Source organism: Agromyces sp. GQ35, from assembly GCF_059758475.1.
In genome coordinates this window covers 1,522,961-1,541,433 of the sequence record NZ_JCAXEO010000001.1, presented here as the reverse complement: position 1 = coordinate 1,541,433, position 18,473 = coordinate 1,522,961, and the positions used below count along the sequence as shown (strand labels likewise).

General features: G+C 68.0%; 15 protein-coding genes. 3 read left to right on the top strand and 12 right to left on the bottom strand.

All coding sequences use genetic code 11. The features are described from left to right. Nucleotides 1-60: 60 nt before the first annotated feature. Genes AC6CH0_RS07160 through AC6CH0_RS07135 form a run of 6 tightly spaced genes read right to left on the bottom strand, consistent with a single transcriptional unit; the run spans nt 61 to nt 6,019 of the window. Nucleotides 61-816, bottom strand: coding sequence for a sugar isomerase domain-containing protein (locus AC6CH0_RS07160; protein ID WP_498099174.1), 756 nt, complete (start codon nt 814-816; stop codon nt 61-63). Continuing rightward, a complete protein-coding gene (locus AC6CH0_RS07155) occupies nt 813-2,057 on the bottom strand; it encodes a hypothetical protein (RefSeq protein WP_498099172.1) in 1,245 nt (414 codons plus the stop codon). Before AC6CH0_RS07155 ends, AC6CH0_RS07160 begins: the two co-directional genes overlap by 4 nt. Then, nucleotides 2,051-3,034, bottom strand: coding sequence for an N-acetylglucosamine kinase (locus AC6CH0_RS07150; protein ID WP_498099170.1), 984 nt, complete (start codon nt 3,032-3,034; stop codon nt 2,051-2,053). Before AC6CH0_RS07150 ends, AC6CH0_RS07155 begins: the two co-directional genes overlap by 7 nt. Continuing rightward, on the bottom strand, nt 3,031-3,933 hold the full coding sequence (locus AC6CH0_RS07145) for a carbohydrate ABC transporter permease (protein WP_498099168.1): 903 nt from the start codon (nt 3,931-3,933) through the stop codon (nt 3,031-3,033). The genes AC6CH0_RS07150 and AC6CH0_RS07145 overlap by 4 nt, the downstream gene beginning before the upstream one ends. Then, on the bottom strand, nt 3,933-4,859 hold the full coding sequence (locus tag AC6CH0_RS07140) for a carbohydrate ABC transporter permease (protein ID WP_498099166.1): 927 nt from the start codon (nt 4,857-4,859) through the stop codon (nt 3,933-3,935). Before AC6CH0_RS07140 ends, AC6CH0_RS07145 begins: the two co-directional genes overlap by 1 nt. Continuing rightward, nucleotides 4,856-6,019: an ABC transporter substrate-binding protein gene (locus AC6CH0_RS07135; protein WP_498099164.1), complete on the bottom strand. Its 1,164-nt coding sequence runs from the start codon at nt 6,017-6,019 to the stop codon at nt 4,856-4,858. Before AC6CH0_RS07135 ends, AC6CH0_RS07140 begins: the two co-directional genes overlap by 4 nt. Nucleotides 6,020-6,311: 292 nt before the next feature. On the opposite strand from AC6CH0_RS07135, the gene AC6CH0_RS07130 reads away from it, so the two are divergent. The 3 genes from AC6CH0_RS07130 to AC6CH0_RS07120 all read left to right on the top strand — a co-directional run bounded on the left by AC6CH0_RS07130 (nt 6,312) and on the right by AC6CH0_RS07120 (nt 10,452). Next, complete coding sequence (locus AC6CH0_RS07130; protein ID WP_498099162.1) at nt 6,312-7,097, top strand: GntR family transcriptional regulator; 786 nt, start codon at nt 6,312-6,314, stop codon at nt 7,095-7,097. 104 nt (nt 7,098-7,201) lie between these two features. Beyond that, nucleotides 7,202-10,156 carry a beta-N-acetylglucosaminidase domain-containing protein gene (locus tag AC6CH0_RS07125; protein WP_498099160.1) on the top strand — a complete coding sequence of 985 codons (2,955 nt, stop codon included), beginning with the start codon at nt 7,202-7,204 and terminating at the stop codon, nt 10,154-10,156. Nucleotides 10,157-10,269: 113 nt separating this feature from the next. Continuing rightward, nucleotides 10,270-10,452 (top strand): hypothetical protein, encoded by a 183-nt coding sequence (locus tag AC6CH0_RS07120; RefSeq protein ID WP_498099158.1) that lies wholly within the window; start codon nt 10,270-10,272, stop codon nt 10,450-10,452. Nucleotides 10,453-10,551: 99 nt separating this feature from the next. Here AC6CH0_RS07120 and AC6CH0_RS07115 read toward each other — a convergent pair whose 3' ends face one another. The 6 genes from AC6CH0_RS07115 to AC6CH0_RS07090 form a co-directional block, all read right to left on the bottom strand. Continuing rightward, complete coding sequence (locus AC6CH0_RS07115; RefSeq protein WP_498099156.1) at nt 10,552-11,607, bottom strand: ABC transporter permease; 1,056 nt, start codon at nt 11,605-11,607, stop codon at nt 10,552-10,554. Further along, entirely contained in the window at nt 11,604-12,698 is a 1,095-nt protein-coding gene (locus tag AC6CH0_RS07110; protein WP_498099154.1) for an ABC transporter permease, read from the bottom strand. The genes AC6CH0_RS07115 and AC6CH0_RS07110 overlap by 4 nt, the downstream gene beginning before the upstream one ends. Next, nucleotides 12,695-14,326, bottom strand: coding sequence for a sugar ABC transporter ATP-binding protein (locus AC6CH0_RS07105; RefSeq protein WP_498099152.1), 1,632 nt, complete (start codon nt 14,324-14,326; stop codon nt 12,695-12,697). The genes AC6CH0_RS07110 and AC6CH0_RS07105 overlap by 4 nt, the downstream gene beginning before the upstream one ends. A 164-nt stretch (nt 14,327-14,490) precedes the next feature. Further along, nucleotides 14,491-15,486: an ABC transporter substrate-binding protein gene (locus tag AC6CH0_RS07100; RefSeq protein WP_498099150.1), complete on the bottom strand. Its 996-nt coding sequence runs from the start codon at nt 15,484-15,486 to the stop codon at nt 14,491-14,493. A 196-nt stretch (nt 15,487-15,682) separates the two neighbouring features. Beyond that, nucleotides 15,683-17,227, bottom strand: coding sequence for a sugar ABC transporter ATP-binding protein (locus AC6CH0_RS07095; RefSeq protein ID WP_498099148.1), 1,545 nt, complete (start codon nt 17,225-17,227; stop codon nt 15,683-15,685). Then, a complete protein-coding gene (locus tag AC6CH0_RS07090) occupies nt 17,224-18,252 on the bottom strand; it encodes a LacI family DNA-binding transcriptional regulator (protein WP_498099146.1) in 1,029 nt (342 codons plus the stop codon). The genes AC6CH0_RS07095 and AC6CH0_RS07090 overlap by 4 nt, the downstream gene beginning before the upstream one ends. Between the last annotated feature and the right edge of the window lie 221 nt (nt 18,253-18,473).

The window sequence follows — 18,473 nt, the reverse complement described above, 5'->3', positions numbered from 1 at the left end:
AAGCCGCTCGTGCCGCCCCCAGGGGCTTGACAGGTCTCCCGACAGGCACGGCCCCGCCGTTCACGGCTCGATGGGTCGAATGCGACTCCCGAACGCGTCGTAGAGACCACGATTGTGCGCATCGCCCTCGGGGAGGTTCGCCGAGACGAACACGGGCACCGGCCCGCCGTGCTCCTGCAGCCTGCGGGTGATCCCTTCGGCGATCATCTGGGCGATGAGGATGCCGGTGAGATTCGAGACTGCACCGATGCGGATGCCGTTCCCGAGGTCGATGGTGGCGTCGCCCGCTGGAGCCGCATTGTCGATGACCACGTCGGCGAGGTCGGCGAGATTCAAGCCGGACGCGTCGCGCGTGGCGACGTGCGCGTTGTGCTTCCGCGACGTGATGGCGATGATCGGATGCCCCTTGCTGCGGGCGAGGACGGCCATCTCGACGACCGCGGAATTGATCCCCGAGTTCGAGACGATCACGAACGCGTCGTCGGGTTGCGGGCGTGCGAGGTCGTAGATCCTCGCGGCGATGCCGGCCTCGCGCTCGAAGGTCGGATCGAGGATCTGTTCGGGGAGCGTGTCGCCGAACAGCACCAGGTCCTTCACCGCGAGCATGCCGACCGCCGCCAGCCCGCCGGCTCGGCCCGCGAGTTCGAGCGTCACCGCGCGCGAGTGACCCGTTCCGAACGCCTGGATGATCCCGCCGGCGGTGATCGCATTCGCGAGGATCTCGGTGGCCTGCTCGATGGGCGCGGCCTGAGTGTCCAGCACAGCTCGGATGTGCTCGAACGCGACTGCGGGGTACTGCAGTGTCGTCGTGGTCATGCGGATACTCCTTGGCTGAGTGAGGTGGATTCGAGTTGGAGGAGCTGCTGCAGTGCCGCCTCGACGAGTGCTTCGCCGCTGCCCCGTCTGACCGGGCTGACGACGGTCTCGTAGCTCACCGGCGCGTCCGCATCGGGCAGGTAGCCGAGATACCCGTTCGTGTACCCGATGACGATGACCGGCCCGGGGAACGGATGTTCTCGGCGGATCCGCTCGGCGAGGGAGAGATAGAGTTCCGCGGGAACCGCGACGAGTCGGATGTGCGCGAGGGCGAACACTTCGAGCGTGAGCACCTTCGTGCCGGCGGCACGGTGCGCACGACTCGCCGCCGCCAACGCGAGTCCCTGCTCGAGAACCGCCCGACGTCGCTCAGCGAATGCGTCGGCGGGGTCGGGCTGCGGTGTCATGAGCTCGAGCTCCGAGGCGCTGCTCATCGGCAGGGCGAGCTCCTCGATGAGCGGCAGAACCAGGGCGCCGGTCGTCGCCGACGGGTCGTGGTCGAGCGCGCCACGCAGCGCGACCGCGATCCGGCCGGCGAGGCGGTCGATCTCCGCGAGGCTCCGCGCCCGACGAGTGGCCCGTGTGCTGATATCGCCCGCGGCACCGGTCGCGGCGACGACCCACCCTGCGTCAGGGTCGAGCGCTCGACGCACTCCACCGGCGAGATCTGCGCTGGCGAACCTGTTGTCAGCCCCGAACACGGTCGGATGCACCGGGGTCACGACGAAGAGGCCGAGCCGTTCGCCGTCGTCTCCCTCGAAGACGATGGCGTCGACCGGGACGCGCGGGGGACCGGAGATCGGCACGTTCCGGCGTCCGCCGACCTCGTCGACCTCGGCGCGAACCGCACGGACGCGAGCGGAGCGCTCCGCCTCGATGGCGCCGAGCGCCGCTTCCCGAGCGGCGGCGGTGACGCGCAGAGCCACGGCCTCAGGGGTGGCGGCACCCCCCGGAAAACACCCCGCCTCGGGCGTGGAGTGCGCATGGGTGGCGGAGACCCACGCCGCTTCGGCGCCGAGCTCGGCGACCGCCTCGCGGACCCTCGCGACCAGGTCGGTGTTGACGCAGATGAGGTCGACGACGAGCAGCACGATCCGCTTGCCTCCGCCGGAGATGCTGACGGCATGGACTTCGAGCGGCTCGAGCGAACCGATCGCCCCGCCAGTGCGGTCGACGTACCCCCCGAGCAGCTCGCCCGGGAGCACCGGCAGGGTCGACGCCGCGTGTCCCACCGCTAGCACGGGTTCTCGCTCTCCCAGGCGTTCAATGCCCGCTCGTACACCGACATGTCGGTGTCAGCGCCCATGTCGGTTTCAGCGCCGGCGGCGACCCGCGCGAGCCGGATCCCGCCGTCGAGGGCATCGCCGCGGGGCGCGTCGAGGCGGAGGCCGCGCGCCACCAGCGCCGAGGAGACGAACGCCAGCAGGGTCGCGTTCACCCGCAGCATCCGACCGGCGTAGCTGACGGGGAGGCCTGGGGCGTGTGCGGCGGCGAGCGCGACAGTGTCGGCCAGGTCGGTGGCGGCAGCGCGGAGGATCCCGGTCGCGACACCGTCCCCTGCCTCTGCGGCCGCGGCGACACGAATGGCGAACGACGAGACGATGACCACCGTCGACTCCGAACGGTAGAACCGCTGGAGCGCCGCGAGCGAGGAGTCGCCGCCGAGCGCATCGGCGAAATCGACGGTGAGTCGGGTCTCCGGTCCGGTGCGGTCGAGGGCGGCCGTCGCCGCACGCATCCCGGCGAGCCCGATGGCGTACGCGCTTCCCCGATCGCCGAGCGTCGGTCCCCAACCGTCGACCCACGCGGGGCGGCCGTCTCCGGTGATCGCCAGGGCGATGGAACCGGTGCCCGCGCTGAGCACGGTTCCGGGCCCGGCCACGGCCCCGGCATGGGCGAGCAACGCGTCATCGACGAGGAGGACCCGTGCCGCGAGCTCGTGCTCGAGGGTCGCGGTGAGCTGTGCCCGCTCCGGTCGTTCGCCGGGAATTCCGGTCAGGCCGAGCACCGCGGCATCCATTTTCGGCGCAGCATCACCCGCAGAGCGCCCGATGGCATTGTCACGGGCGATGCGCACCGCGCCGGCGATGGCGGCGATGTCATGGGAGGATCCGGCGTAGACGAATCCCGGCCCGCTCCCGGTCAGTTCTCCGGTCGGCGTCGAGATGCGGATCCGCAGCCCCGATTTTCCGCCGTCGATGGCGGCGACAGCGGTCACTTGCTGATCCCAGCGGTGAGGCCCGACATGATCTGCTTCGACGCGAACGCGAAGACCAGCGCCAACGGGAGCAGGGCGATCACGAGCCCGGCGAAGAGCGTGCCCCGGTCCGCGGAGTACTCGCCGAAGAACCGGGTGAGCCCGACCGGGATCGTGTACTTGTCGGTGTCGCGCAACAGGATGAGCGGATAGAAGAAGTCGTTCCATGTCGGAGCGAACTGGAAGATCGTGACGACGGCGAGCGCGGGCCGCACGAGCGGCAGCATGACCGAGATGAAGATCCGTCCGTCGTTCGCTCCGTCGAGTCGGGCGGCCTCTTCGAGCTCGACCGGGAGCCCGCGCATGAAGCCCATCAGCACGAACATCGTGAACGGAATGCCGCTGGCCGCGTACAGGAGGATCAGCCCCAGGTGGCTGTCGATGAGACCGCCGGCCTGGAACATGTAGTAGATCGGGAGCAGGCCGAGTTTCGCCGGCACCATGAGCCCGGCGATGAAGAACGCGGCCAGGAAGGCTCGGCCCCTGAACCGTCGCCGGGTGATGACGAATGCGGCGGCGACTGAGACCCCCACGCAGAGCGCGACCGAGCAGATCGTGATGAAGGTCGAGTTCACGAAGTAGGTTCCCAGGGAGGCTGATTCCCAGGCCCTGACGTAGTTGGACAGGTCGAAGCTGGTCGGAAGCGCGATGGGGTCCTGCAGGATCTCACTCGTCGGACGCAGCGATCCGAGCAGCACCAGCAGGATCGGACCGAATGCGATGGCGGCGTACAGCCAGAGCACCGCCTGCACGCCGATCTTCTGACCGAGGCGAGTTCGTCGCTGCGACCGCTGCTGCCGTTCCGCCTCGTGCGATGGTGCGGGCGAACTCGTTCGCGGGGTGTCGAGCGTGGCGGTCATCAGGCCTCCCGGCGTCGAAGGAATCGTTCGAGCGCAATGGCTACGCCGAAGACGAGGATGAACATGAGCACCGCCATGGCGGAGGACTCGCCGATGGCATTCGTCCCTCCACCGAAGGCGAGTCGGTAGTACACGAGCCCGAGCACGTCCATGGATCCGGATGGCCCGCCATTGGATCCGCCGAGGGCGTAGACGAGGTCGAACAGGTTGAAGCACCCGATGAAGGTCAGCACGGTGATGATGCCGACGGCGGGCATGATGAGCGGGAATCGGATGGCCCAGAACAGGCGGCTCGGCGAAGCGCCGTCCAGTGCCGCGGCTTCCTCGAGTTCCTGAGGGACGCCACCGAGCGCGGCGCCGAAGATGAGGAGCGGGCCACCGATCCACTGCCAGGCGTTGATGAGGATTAGCACCGGCAGTGCGGTGCTCGGTTCGCCGAGCCATGGCAGCGCCAGCGCGTCGAGCCCGACGGCGCGCAGGCCGGCGTTGATGGGGCCGAAGTTCGGGCTGAGGAGCATCGCCCAGAGGTAGCCGACGATGAGCGGGCTGAGCAGATAAGGGGTCGAGTAGAGGGTCTGGAAGAGGCGCTTGCCGGTGCGTGTTCGGTGGAGGAGCACCGCCAGTCCGAGACCGATGGTGTTCTGCACGGCCATGGTGCCGATGAAGAAGAGCACGTTGTGCCAGAACGCGGTACCGAGTTGCTCGTTCACCGGGTAGCGGGTGAACAGCTCGATGTAATTGCCGAGGCCGACGAACGCGCCGGCGGCGGTGCCCTTCCAGTCGAAGAGTCCGTAGACGAACGCGGTCAGGATGGGAACGATGACCAGCACCGTGTACAGCACGAGTGCGGGGCCGCTGAACAGGGCGATCCATCCGAACGAGGTGTGCTCGGGCGAATAGCGGCCCCGCACTCGTGCCGTGGTCATGAGCGCGGAGTGAACCACTGGTCGACGCCGCGCTGGATCTGTCCAGCAGCGTCGGCGGCGGCGATCTCCCCGAGCACGACGCTCGAGAACGACTCCGATGCGAGGTCCCAGGCGGCCGGGGTGCCGCCGGAGAAGTACGCGTAGGTGATGTACGGGCTCGGCTCGGCGGCGTACGCGTCGACGGCTTCTGCGAGCAACTCATCGGAAGGGGTCACGCCGGGCACCGGTGAGATCTGGGCGAGCTCATCGCTGAACAGCTGTCCGAACTGGGCGCTGGCCATCCACTCCACGAGCTCGAGAGCCGCTTCCTTGTTGTCGCTGGCCTCGGAGACGCCGAACGACCCGTCCACGTATCCCGGCACGGGAGTGCCGCTGCCGTCGGGGGCAGGCACGTTGAAGATGCCCAGTTCCAGCTCGGGGTTGGCCTTGCGGAAGCTCGCGAGCTCCCAGATGCCGCCGGGGAACGCTGCGGCCTGGCCCGAGGTGAACAGGGCCTGCGCATCTTCGTAGCTGGTGCCCGTGAAGCTCTCGCCCCAGTACGGCTGCGTGCTCGTCCACGCATCGACGGACTCGACCCACGGGGCATCCGTGAAGGATGCCTCTCCGGCGAGCATCTTCTCGAGGTACGGGGTGCCACCGTAGGTGCCGGCTCCGAAGATCTCCTGCTCGATGGGGAGCATCCAGGTGTCGGTCACGGTGTTGGCGAGCGGCGTGACGCCCGACGACTTGATCGCGTCGAACGACGTGGTCATCTCGTCCCACGTGGTCGGCTCCTCCAATCCGAGCTCATCGAAGATCGCGGTGTTGTAGATGACGTGGAGCGTCTGAACCGCGAACGGCACTCCGTACACGGCGTCGTCCGATGCACCGCGGGCGCCGTCGAGCACCGACGGCGCGAAGTCCGCCAGTGCGTCGATCTCGTCATCGAGCGCGACGAGGCTTCCGGATTCCACGAGCGGCTGGAGCAGCCCATAGGAGCGCAACTGAGCAACGTCGGGGCCCGAGGCATCCTTGAGTCCGGTCGACAGGATCGTGTCGTACTCCGTGTTGAGGTAGGGCACGTACTCGACCGTGAGGCCCGGGTGGGCGTCCTCGAAGGTCTTGAAGATCGTCTTGTACGTCGCGGCGTCCTCTTGCCGCCAGCCCCAGACGGTGATCACGGAGTCATCTCCGGATCCGGCGCCGCCCGCGCCCGGGGCGCAAGCGGTGAGTGCGAGCGCACTCGCAGTGAGCAATCCCGTAGCGAGTGTGGCCCTTCTGATGTTCGACATTGTTCTCCTCTTGGTGAGACCGCTGCCGACGGAAGGTGGGCAGTGAGTCGGCGGGGCTTATGTGGTGCGCTCACGCTAATACTGGTCTATACCGCATGTCAATGGTTGGTATAGACCAATGTGCCACGGGCCGCTCTATGCTGACTACACGCGACCGAGCGCGTTGGGAATGAGGAGTCACGTGGCACGCACACGGCAATCCGACGGGCGCGCGGAGATCGGCCTGCTCGCCGAGCATGTCGGCGAGCACTTGGGCGAGCCCGGAAAGGGCGAGCAGATCCGCCAGGCGCTCGCCGCCTTCGCCGCCGCCTCGCGCCCCGACACGCTGCTTCCCTCCGAGCGAGTACTCGCCGAGCAGTTCGGTGTTGCGCGCATGACGGTGCGAGGTGCAATCGACAGCCTCGAAACCGCCGGGCTGATCCGTCGCGAGCCCGGGCGTGGGGCGTTCGTCCAGCACCCGAGGCTCGCTCACTCCGAGATCTTCCGCTCATTCACGGAAGACATGCGCTTCCGAGGCATGGAGCCGGGGGCACGCGACTTCGCGGCCCGAATCGAGGAGGCATCCGCTCGCGTTGCCGCGGCACTCGACATCGCCGAAGGCGACGCGGTCATCCGCATCGAGCGCGTGCGAACCGCGGATGGTACGCCGATGGCGTTCGAGACATCGAACCTCGCGCTTGCGCGTTTCCCGGATCTCCTCGATCGGATGTCGGAATCCGCGTCGCTGTACGAGGTGCTCGGCACCGCGTACGGCGTACGACTGGAGAACGCGGAGCAGACCGTCGCGATCGATCGACTGAGCGAAGAGGATGCCGCTCGCCTGGAGACGGTCACCGGAGAACCCTGCTTCGCCATCGAACGCCGAGCCCACGACAACATGGGAAAAGCCGTCGAATTCGGGCGCTCGCTCTATCGCGGCGACCGATACGTCATCGAGATGCATGTCGGGCGCGCCCAGAGCGCCTGACTCACGCGATCTCGAGAAATCCTTGACAGGCATACCGCTCTAGACCAGTATCTGGCGTAGTCCGCCGCAACCGGTGCGGCGCTGGTCAGAAGGGGCCATGCCTCATGAAGTCCTTGCGTACTGCCATACCCCGTCGTCGCAGAGCCGCACTCGCGCTCGCCGTCGCGGCTACCCTCTCCGTCGGAGTCCTCACGCCGACCGGCATCCTCGATGCCGCCCCGGCGACCGCCGCCCCGACCGGGCCGGCCATCTGGCCAAAGCCGAAGCAACTGACGAGCAACGGCCAGCAACTCACGCTGCCCTCGAGTGTCACCCTCGTTGCTCCCGCCGGCGCGGACACCGCCGCTCTCGCCCTGACGCGCAGCCTGCTCAGTGCGACAGGTACCGCAACCACGGTGGCATCGAGCGACCCGGGAACCGGGCCCACCGTCTACGTCGGCGGCCCCACCGAGAACCCGGCCAGCGCAGCGGCGCTCAGCGCGCTCGGCGCGACTGGGCCGGCCGGACTTCCGTCTGCCGGGTACGTGCTCGCCGCCGGCGCCGACGGGCAGGGCCGGGTCCGCGTCGTGCTCTCTGGCGTCGACCCGACCGGCACCTACTACGCGGCCCAGAGCCTCCGTCAGATCGTGTCGCAAGGCAGCTCGGGCTCCAAGATCTGGAAGGTCACCGTCAGCGACAGTCCGTCCTTCGTGATGCGCGGCGGCATGCAGTCGTTCTACGGGCCGGTGTGGTCGGCGGCTGCGGAACACTCGCATATCGAGTTCCTCGCGCGGAACAAGATGGACACGTACTTCTACGGTCCGGCCGGCGACCCCAAGACCGGTTCCGAACCGGCCGACAAGGTGGTGACGGGCGACCACTGGCGGACGATGTACACCCAGGCCGAACTCGACGCCATCGCCGCGACCGTCGACCTCAGCGCCGCGCGCCACGTGGAGTACATCTATCGCATCTCGCCGCAGGCGCCGATGGACTCATCGAAGGGCATCTGCTTCACCGATCCCGCGGATGTCACCGCATTGAAGAACCGCATCGACCAGCTCTGGACCATCGGCGTCAGACGGTTCACCATCGCCTGGGACGACATCCCGGAGAAGTTCGTCTGCGATGGCGACGAACTCGGATACGGCGTGACCGACGAGGGCCTCGCGACCGCCCAGGCGGAGCTGGTCAACAAGATCCAGGCGTTCCTCGACGCCAAGACCGGCGCTCGCCCCCTCCTGGTCGTGCCGACGGAATACTTCTCCACCCGCTCGACGGTGTACCGCACACGACTCGTTCAGGAAATGACGCCGAAGGCGACGCTCTACTGGAGCGGCCCCGAAGTCATCTCGCCCACGATCACGGGAGCAGACTTCACCGATGCCGAGAACGCCTTCGGCGGGCGACCCATCGCCGTCTGGGACAACTACCCGGTCAACGACTACGCCGACCGATTCAGCGCCGACCGGCTGCTTCTCGGACCTGTGCAGGGCCGCGACGCCAGCCTCGCCGAGCAGAGCGCGGGCATCACGTTCAACGCGATGCAGCAGGCGGAACTCTCGCAGGTGGCCCTGTTCACGGCTGCCGACTACGCGTGGAACCCCGTCGCATACAACGCGAACGCCTCCTGGGAAGCGTCGTGGGAGGCATCCATCGTGGCGCTCGGCGGCAGCCGCGCCGACGCGCTTCGGGTCTTCGCCGAGAACAATTACGCCTCTTCGCTCAGTGACATCGAGTCGGTGGGCATCGGTGCGAAGATCGCCGCGTTCCGTGGCGCGTGGCAGTCGAACAACGGACTCGCCGCAGCCGGCACGCAGCTCACCGCCGCGTTCACCGCGCTGAAGAACAGCGCGACGACGCTCCGAGAGCCAGGCTCCAACCAACTCATCGCCGCCGAAGGCGGACCATGGCTCGACAAGGCGAGCCTGTACGGTCGGGCGGGTGAAGCCGCGGTTGCCGCACTCCTCGCCGAACGCGCAGGAAACACGGCCACGATGAAACAGAAGCGCAACGAGGTGACCGCGCTCGTTGCGCAGATCAGCGCGAGCACCGTGCGAGTCGGCGTGGGAGTGCTCGACCCGTTCCTCTCCTTCGCCCTGGCCCGAGGGACGGAGTTCGGCGACCTCAGCGGCACTGGCCGCTCGGACCTGCTCGGCGTCATGGCGAACGGGACGCTGAACGCCTACCCGAACTTCTCGACGACGAGCGGCGAATCCAACCAGGACGGGGCCACGACCTTCGGTTCGTCGGTGACCGTCGGATCCGGGTACACCGGTGCCAAGCTGCCCATCGTCGGGGAATTCTGCGGCGACCGGCACCTCGACATCCTGCAGGTCGAGTCGACCGGCGCACTGCGATACCGCGCGAACACCCGCATCTTCGCGAGCATGTTCGCGGCTCCGGTCCAGGTCGGTCAGGGCTGGCAGGGCAACCTCAGCCTGAAGGCCACCGACCTGGATGCCGACGGCCGTGCAGACCTGCTCGGTGTTCTCGCGAACGGCGACCTGATGGCCTATCGGAACACCGGATGCAGCAACAACGTCCCGGCCTTCAGCAGTGCGGGGGTCAAGGTCGGCCAGGGATGGTCGGCATCGCAGCTGCCCGTGCTCGGCGACCTGTGCGGCGACCGCGACACCGATCTCCTCACCATCACCGCCGGAAACCTGAGGGCGTTCAACAACAGCGGTACGTTCACCGGCTCGATGTTCTCCAGTACCGCGCAGGTCGGCTCGGGTTGGGGCGACACACTGCAACTGAACGCCGTCGAGCTGAACGGAGACGGGCGCGCCGATCTCCTGGCCGTCTTCACGGACGGGAAGCTCGCCGCGTATCAGAACACCGGGTGCACCAACGGCATCCCCGCCTTCGGGCCCCGCATCGACGTCGGAGCAGGTTGGACGAGCTCGAACCTGCCCGTCGTCACCGACCTGAACGGAGATTCGCAAGCCGACCTGCTCTCCGTCGACGCCGCAGGCACCCTGCTCGAGAACGTGAACACCGGGGTCTTCACCGGCGACATGTTCACCCCCGCGAACCGCGTCGGCCAAGGCTGGCAAGGCGCGCGGTTCATCCTCTGAACACGGTGGGTTCCGGCCGGGCGTTCCTCGGCCGGAACCCGCCCGGAATCACTCCCCCGAGTGGCGTCATGGATCGCGGCATCCGGCGTCTCTTCAGGTGAAGGGAGTCGATCATGTGGCACCGACGCAAACACGAGGAACCGACCGAGCACGTCGAGTTCGTGACGCACGACGGCGACCGCTTCGCGGTTCCGTGCAGCTGCCCGCGCGAACGCGATCACGATCGCCTGACCTCCCGAGCACTCGCAACGGCAGATGCCGAACCCGAGCAGGCCCGGTACGCCCACGCCGTCTGACGCGTCGCACCACATCTCGAGAAACGACGAAGGGCCGGATGCCTCGAGGCATCCGGCCCTTCGCTGCGCCAGTCGTCTCGCCGACGCCGACGCCGGCGGCTAGGTATGCCGTTTCGAGGTCACCGCGCGCTGCAGCAGCACGAACACCAGGAGGATGCCACCCGTGATGATCGTCGTCATCTCGGGCGGGATGCCGCCGTCGCGGGTGATCAGCACGTTCATGAGGCCGAGCACGAGGGCGCCGATCACCGAACCGAGCACGTAGCCGTAGCCGCCGGTGAGCAGCGTGCCGCCGATGACGGTCGCGGCGATCGCGTCGAGTTCCCACCCGATGCCGGTGATGTTCTGCGCGATGCCGAGACGCGAGGTGTAGACCACGGCGGCGACGCCCGAGAGCGTGCCGCTGATGACGTAGACGAGCACCTTCGTACGTGGCACCGCGAGACCCATGAGGGCCGACGAGCTCTCGGAGCCGCCGATGGCGTAGACGGTGCGGCCGGTGCGGGTGCGGTGCAGCACGAAGAACGCGACGAGCACCACGAGGAGCGCGATCACGACGCCGGGGGTGACCACCACGTCGTTCACCTTCTCGCCGTCGACGATCTTGAACTGCTCGCCGAGCCAGCGGATCGGCGAATCCTCGGAGAGTCGCTCGGGCTGGGTGCTGAGCAGCGCCGCAAGACCTCGCCCGAGGAACATCATCGCGAGCGTCGCGATGAACGGCTGCACGTTGAAGTACTGGATCAGGATGCCGCTGGCCAGCCCGAACACCGTACCGATGAGGATCATCAGCACGATCACGACGAGCGGATCCCAGCCGGCATTGGAGAGCATGACTCCGGCGACGCTCGAGAGCGCGATGATCGCGCCGACCGACAGGTCGATGCCGCCCGTGAGGATCACGAAGGTCATCGCCACCGCGAGGATGATGAGGTGCGCATTGTTGATGAGCAGGTTCGACAGCGTGTTGGCCTGCACGATGCGGCCGTAGGCCACTTCGCCGTAGATCACCATGCCGATGAAGATGACGATGGCCGCGACGGTCGGCAGCACCGACGGGTTCGATGAGACGACCCGCTTCACCCGGGCCACGATCTTCGCGACAGCGGATGCCTCGGTGGGCGAGTCGGCGCGCGGGGTCTGCACGGCGGTCATGCCGTCACCTCCTGGTTCTCCTGCTTCACCGGCGGCGTGGTCGGTGTCATTCGCCCCTGCGGGGGCCTGCGACGTTGCACGAACCAGCTGCGCACCCGTTCGGACTGCAGCAGGCAGAGCACCACGATCACGATCGCCTTGAATGCGGGCGTGGCCGACGAGGAGATGCCGAGGAAGACGATGGTCTTGTCGAGGGTCGCGATGAGCAGGCCGCCGACGACCGCGCCGCCGATCGAGAATTTGCCGCCCGCGAGCGAGGTGCCGCCGATGACGACGGCGAGGATCGCGTCGAGTTCCATCTGATAGCCGGTGCGCGAGACGTCGACCGTCATCACGGTACCGACCGACATGATGCCGGCGATGCCGGCGAGCACTGCGCTCAGGATGTAGACGGTGAGCAGCAGCCCGTTCGGCTTGATGCCCGCCATGCGGCTCGCCTTCGGGTTGATGCCGATCGCCTCGATCATGAGGCCGAGCGCGCTGCGCCGAACCACGAAGCCCACGACGACGACGATCGCGATCGCGAGGAGGAAGACGACGGGCAGGCCGATGAAGAACCCGTTCGCGATCCAGCGGAACGGGTCGTTCGTGGCCGAGGTGTTCTGCCCCTCGGTGATCACCTTCGCGATACCGCGGCCGGCGAGCATCATGATCAGGGTGCTGATGAACGGCTGCAGACCGACATAGGCCACCAGTACGCCGTTCACGGCGCCGAGCACCGCGCTCACGAGCAGTGCGAGGCCGATCGCGCCGAGCGCGGCGCCGAGCGAGCCCGACTCCCCCGCCTCTTTCATGAACACCATCGCGACAGCGCCCGAGACGGCCATCACCGAGCCGACCGAGAGGTCGATGCCGCCGGTCGCGATGACGAGTGACATGCCGACCGCGATCATCAGGATCGGCGCCGAGGACCGCAGGATGTCGACGACGTTGCCGACGAGGTTGCCGTTGACCGGGTTGATCGAGATCGCCAGGTAGTTGGGGTCTTTCAGCACGTTCAGCGCGAGCAGCGCGAGGATGGCGATCAGCCCCCAGAAGAACGGCTTGCGAATGAGTTCGCGCAGCCATGACCATCGAGCATCGGTGCTCATGATTCCTCCTTCGCCGCGGTGAGCGCATGCGCGCTCGCCTGCCGGCCGTCGCTCGGGTGCAGACCTGCTTCGGCATCGATGATGCCACTGTGCGCGGCCGCCTCGACACCATGTGCCGCAATGATGTCGACGACCTGCTGCGCGGTGACCGTCGGGCCGTTCACGATCTCGCCGATCTTCTGGTGGTCCTTGAGCACGATGATGCGCTCGCTCAGGCGCACGACCTCCTCGAGTTCGGAGGAGATGAACACGACCGAGACGCCGTCTTCGGCGAGTGCCGCGACAGCCTCCTGGATCTCGGCCTTCGCGCCGACGTCGATGCCGCGCGTCGGCTCGTCGAGGATCAGGAGCTCGGGCGTGGTCGCGAGCCAGCGGCCGAGCAGCACCTTCTGCTGGTTGCCACCCGACAGGTTCTTGATCAGCCGATTCGGGTCGGCCGGCCGCACGTTGAGCGCGGTGATGTACTTCTCGACGAGTTCGTCCTGCTCCTTGCGTGGGATGGGCCGCGCCCACCCGCGCTCGGCCTGCACCGCGAGGATCATGTTCTCTCGAACGGTCAGGTCGCCGATGATGCCCTCGTCGCGGCGGTTCTCGGTCGAGAACGCGATGCGCTTGCCGAGGCCGTCGGCCGGGCTCTTGATGTCGACGCGTGCACCGTGCAGCGTGATCTCGCCCTCGTCGGTGCGGTCGGCGCCGTAGAGCAGGCGCGCGAGCTCGGTGCGACCCGAGCCGAGCAGGCCGGCGAAGCCGATCACCTCGCCGCGGTGGATGTCGAGATCGGTGGGCTCGATGGAGCCTCGCCGGCCGATGCCCTTCGCCGAGAGCAGCGGCTCTTCGGCGGTGTAGTCGCGCTCCTCGGCGCGGCGGTTGCCGCCGAGCGACGAGAGCGTGCTGAGGTCTTTGCCGATCATCTTGGAGATCAGCTGGTGGCGGTCGAGTTCGCGCGTGAGGTACTCGCCCTCGTACCGGCCGTTGCGCAGGATGGTGAGCCGATCGCTGATCGCGTAGATCTGATCGAGGAAGTGCGACACGAACAGGATCGCGACGCCCTGGTCGCGGAGCACGCGCATCACGCGGAAGAGTCCCTCGACCTCGGCCGCGTCGAGGCTCGATGTCGGCTCGTCGAGGATGAGCACCTTCGCCTTGACGGCCATCGCTCGGCTGATCGCGACGAGCTGCTGGAGCGCGATCGAGAGGGTCGACAGCGGCTTGTGCGTGTCGAGGTACTCGAGTCCGAGCGTCGCGAGGGCTTCCGTCGCGGCCTTGTGGGTGGCTCGCCAGTTGACGCCGAACGCCCCGCGCACCTCGTGGCCGAGCATCACGTTCTCGCCGATGGTGAGGTTGGTGACGAGGTTGACCTCTTGGTAGACGGTCGAGATGCCGGCGCTCTGCGCGTCGCTGGTGCCGTGGAACTGGCGTTCCTGACCGGCGACGACGATGGACCCGCCGTCGATCTTGTAGACGCCGGTGAGCGCCTTGATGAGCGTCGACTTGCCGGCGCCGTTCTCGCCCATCAGCGCGTGGATCTCGCCCTGGAAGAGGCGGAAGTCCACGCCGTCGAGCGCCTTGACGCCCGGGAATTCGATCGAGATGTCGCGCATCTCGATGAGGGGCAGTGCTTCAGTCATGACAGTCGCATTTCTGTGCTCCGACCGCTTCGATGCGGGCCGGCCGTTCTGTGGACGACCGCGTCGACGCGGGCCGGTCGTTCTGTGGGCGACGATGCGGGGCCGCTGTGGCAGCCGGCCCCGCACTTCAGTTGCCGTGTGCCGCGAGTGCGGCGTGGCGACCGTCAGTACTTGCGGTCGGCGAGCACGGCCTGCGCTGCCTCGGCAGAGTCGAACGCCTCGCTCGGCACGATGATGTACGACTCGACCGAATCGCCGGCGAGCGCCTTCTCGACGACCTCGAGTGCGGTCTCACCGAACAGCGGGTTGTACTCGTGCACGTAGCTGAGCTGGCCGTCGGCGAGCGCCTCCATGGCGGCGAGCGTGCCGTCGATCGTGGCGATCTTCACGTCGACGCCCGGCGTGAGGCCGGCCTCTTCGACGGCCTGTGCCGCGCCGAGGCCCATCTCGTCGTTCTGCGCGAAGATCAGCTGGATGTTGTTGCCGTTGGCCTTGAGCAGCGTCTCGGTGACGCTCTTGCCCTCTTCGGCCGACCAGTTGGCGGTCTGCGCAGCGACCTGCACGAGCTTCGTGCCCTCGACCGACTCGTTCCAGCCCTCGTTGCGTTCGTTGACCACGCCGACGCCGGCGGGGCCCTCGAGGGTGATGTAGTTGCCGCCGTCGGGGAACTGCTCTGCAGCCCAGGCGCCGACCTCCTTGGCGACCTCGACGTTGTCGGGGGCGATGCGGGTGACGTAGAGGCTCGTGTCTTCGGGCTCGATGCCGCGGTCGAGCAGGATCACGGGGATCTCTGCCTCCTGCGCACGAGCGAGCGAGTCCTCCCAGCCGGATGCCTCGGTGGCCGAGAGCAGGATGACGTCGACGCCCTCGTCGACGAACGATGTGAACGCGTCGATCTGCGACTTCTGGTCGAGGTTCGTGGCCGGCGCGTACTTCAGGTCGAAGCCGGCATCCTTCGTGAACGTGTCCTGGATGTTCGTCTCGTTCGCCTCGCGCCATGCACCCTCGGGGCCCACTGCGACGAAGCCGACCGTGGTGAGGTCGCCCTCGCCACCACCCGAACCGCTGTCGCCGCCGCTCGAGCACGCGGCGAGGCCGATGCTGAGCGCGCCGACGGCCGCCAGGCCGAGGATCTTCGTGAATCGCCTCTGAACTGACATGTGATCTCCTCCTTGAGATCCGGCACTGCTGCCGGCTTCTACCCACTCGCGCGGGCTGTGTGTGATTGCAGCTCCGCTCGATGCGTGCCGCTTCCAGCATGTTACCGGGAACAATTTCCGAAGCGCAACACCCATTGTTCCCGGAAACATAACGTTCTGGAAACGGCGACGGGCCGCGAGGTTCTGGTGCGCGCCCCTACGCGTCGTCTTCGTCGGCGGCCGCGATCATCTCGATGATCGTGTCGACGCTGAGCCCCGGCCCGTTGCTGACCTCGCCGATCTTGCGGCGGTCTTTGAGGATCGCGATGCGGTCACTGAGCCGCACCACCTCGTCGAGCTCCGAGGAGATGAACACCACGGCGACGCCGTCTCTGGCCATCTCGGCCACGCGAGCCTGGATCTCGACCTTCGCCGCGATGTCGACGCCGCGGGTCGGCTCGTCGAGCACGAGCACGTGGGGTCTCGTCGCGAGCCATCTTGCGAGCAGCACCTTCTGCTGGTTCCCGCCGGAAAGCTGCTTCGCCGGCGCATCCGGCCCTGGCGCCACGATGTCGAACGACTCCATGAACCGCTCGACCAGCGCATCGCGCTCGGCGTGCGAGATCGGTCGCGCCCAGCCCCGGATCGCCTGCAGGGCGAGCACGATGTTGTCGCGCACGCTCAGCTCCTCGATGATGCCGCCGTCGCGCCGGTCTTCGCTCGCGAACGCGATGCGGTGGCGCAGCGCAGCCGCCGGGCTCGACAGCACGACCTTGCGGCCGTCGATCTGGATCGTTCCCGAGTCGCCCCGCACGACGCCGGCGAGCAGCTGGCCGAACTCGCTCCGGCCCGAACCGCGCAGGCCGCCGAGACCGACGACCTCGCCCCGGTGCAGCTCGAAGTCGGTCGCATCGAAGTCGCCCCGCCGGCCGACGCCGACCGCGCGGTACACGGGCTCGCCCGTGGGCTCGGCGCGGTGGGCGCGTCGCTCCGACCCGATGCGGCGCAGCTCGGTGAGGTCTTTGCCGATCATCTTCGAGATCAGTTCGGCACGGTCGAGTTCTCTCGTCGAGTACTCCCCGTGCCCACGGCCGTCGCGCAGCACCGTGATGCGGTCGCTGATCGCGTAGACCTGTTCGAGGAAGTGCGAGACGAAGAGGATCGCCACGCCCTGCTCGCGCAGGCGCCGCAGGGCCCGGAAGAGGGTGGCCACCTCATCGGCGTCGAGACTCGAGGTTGGCTCATCGAGCACGAGCACCTTCGGCTGGGTCACCAGCGCCCGGGCGATGGCGACGAGCTGCTGGATGGCCGGCGACAACGCCGACACCGATTGCTTGGGGTCGAGGTCGCCGAGGCCCAGCTCGTCGAGCACCGCAACGGCTCGCCGCCGCGTTGCTCCCCACGAGATGCCGTACCAGCGCCGCTCCTCGTGACCGATCATGACGTTCTCGGCAATGGAGAGATTGCCGCACAGGTCGACGTCTTGGAAGGCTGCGGCGACGCCCGCCGCCTCCGCCGCGGCCGGGCCCGAGAGCGCGACCGGCTCCCCGTCGATGCGCACTTCGCCGGCATCGATGCGGTACGCGCCGGTGAGCGCCTTCACCATCGACGACTTGCCGGCACCGTTGCCGCCCATGAGGGCGTGGATCTCGCCGCCGAACAGGCGCAGGTCGACGCCGTGCAGCACCGGTGTTCCCTCGATCACCACGGTGATACCGGTCATCTCGACGACCGGCCGCGCCGAGGCATCCCGCTCGGTCATGACGACCTCGGCGGCGCGGTCGATGCGCGGACGACGAGCTCGCTCGGGATCTTCGAGCGCTGCGGGATCTCGCGGCCCTCGAGCGCGGCGCGCAACACCTCCATGGCCTTGATTCCGAGCGCATGGAAGTCTTGCCGCACGGTCGTGAGCGGCGGGATGAAGTGGCGAGAGAGCGGCAGGTCGTCGAAGCCGACGATGCTCACGTCTTCGGGTACCCGGATGCCGCGGTCGTGGAAGCCGTGCACGACGCCGAGCGCCATCTCGTCGTTCGCGACGAACATGGCCGTGTACTCGGGCACGCCCTTCAGGTTCGACGCGTAGTCGTAGCCGAAGTCGGCGGTCCAGTCGCCGACGACGATCGGCCGCGCCTTCAGGCCCCACTGCTCGATGCGGGTGTGGAACGCGCGCTCGCGACCACGCGCATCGAGCCAGTCGAGGGGGCCGGCGAGGTGCAGGATGTCGCGGTGTCCGAGCGAGACCAGGTGGTCGACGGCGAGCGTCGTGCCGAGCTGCTGGTCGACGCTGACGCTGAGGAACGTCGGGTCTTTCGCGGCTTTCACCACGAGCACGGGCACGTCGATCGAGATGCGCCGGAGCGCTGACACCGACGACGAGCGCGGCGCGACGATGCACAGCGCATCGACCCCCTCGGCGATCAAGTGGCTCACCGCCGTCTCGGGCGTCAGGTTGGCGTCGTCTTGCAGGGCGACGGATGCCACCGAGTAGCCGCTCGAGCGGGCGGCGAACTCGATGCCGCGCAGCGTGCTGGTCGGCCCGAACTCGACCGAGCTGTCGACGATGACGCCGATGCGCTGGGTGCGCTGCGTCGCGAGCGCGCGCGCTGCGCTGTTGGGCTTGAAGTCGAGCTCTTGAATGACGTCGAGCACGCGCTGCCGGGTGGCGGGGCGGATGTTGGGGTGCCCATTGAGCACGCGCGAGACGGTCATGTGCGAGACGCCGGCGAGCGCGGCAACCTCGCGGATGCCGAGCTTCTCGGGGCGCTCCCCCGTCTCGACGTCACTCACGACCGACTCCTGTCTCGCGGATGTCTCTGCACACTCATCGTGCTCGGGCCGCTCGGCGCCGACCTCCGACACCGACCGACGGGCACCAGCCTATTCGCCCCGGCCCGCGCTCGGCTCAGCCTGCGGCTGCGCGCCGTCCGCAACGCGGTCGAGGGCGCGGCGACCCGCTCCCTCGGACTCGGCCCACTCGATGAGTGGGCGAGTGAAGGTGCGGGCCGCCG